Annotated in this window: 1 protein-coding gene; it reads left to right on the top strand. The window is 42.7% G+C overall.

Features of this window, described 5'->3' with window-relative positions:
- The coding region (locus tag NO992_RS23360) for an AMP-binding protein (RefSeq protein ID WP_371380813.1) at window positions 1–654 on the top strand (654 nt) is incomplete at both ends.

The raw sequence follows: 654 nt of genomic DNA, 5'->3' as shown, positions 1-654 counted from the left end.
GAGTGGATTAGAAGCAACGAGTTTAGCCTATGTCATTTATACCTCTGGTTCGACTGGGCAGCCAAAAGGGGTGATGACAGAGCATCGTGCGTTAATGAACTTTAGAGAAGGTTTTTTTACGCAACTAGCAAGCTGTGATAAAGCCTATAAAAATGGTTGGTTGTGGCTATCATCTTTTGTATTTGATGCATCTCTTAAAGGTATTGCACTGCTATGTTCAGGTATTAAGCTTATTATACCAAGTAAAGAACAAGTCAAATCTCCACGCGAGCTGGTAAATATAACGCGATTGCATCAACTCAGTGTGTTGAATGCGACACCACAATTACTTGCTATGATAGTTAAAGAGCCAGGCTTGCCCGCGATAGATCTGATCTCCAGTGGTGAGGCAATGGGCACAGAGTTGCAAAGCTTTATTTCATTTGTAAAACAGCACGGGCGGGTATTGCTTAATGGGTATGGCCCAACCGAGACAACAGTGAACTGTGCCTTTTCATTGCAATCGAAAAGTAAATTAGAGGTAATAGGTCGACCAATGGTTAACACCTCTTTTTATCTTCTAGATGAAAATCAGCAGTTAGTGCCAGAAGGGTGTGTTGGTGAGCTGTATGTCGGTGGTGATGGTTTAGCGCGAGGATATCTCAATCGTCCGGA

This window comes from Pseudoalteromonas sp. DY56-GL79 (assembly GCF_041414765.1).
Lineage (GTDB): Bacteria > Pseudomonadota > Gammaproteobacteria > Enterobacterales > Alteromonadaceae > Pseudoalteromonas > Pseudoalteromonas piscicida.
This window is presented reverse-complemented; position numbering and strand designations above follow the sequence as displayed.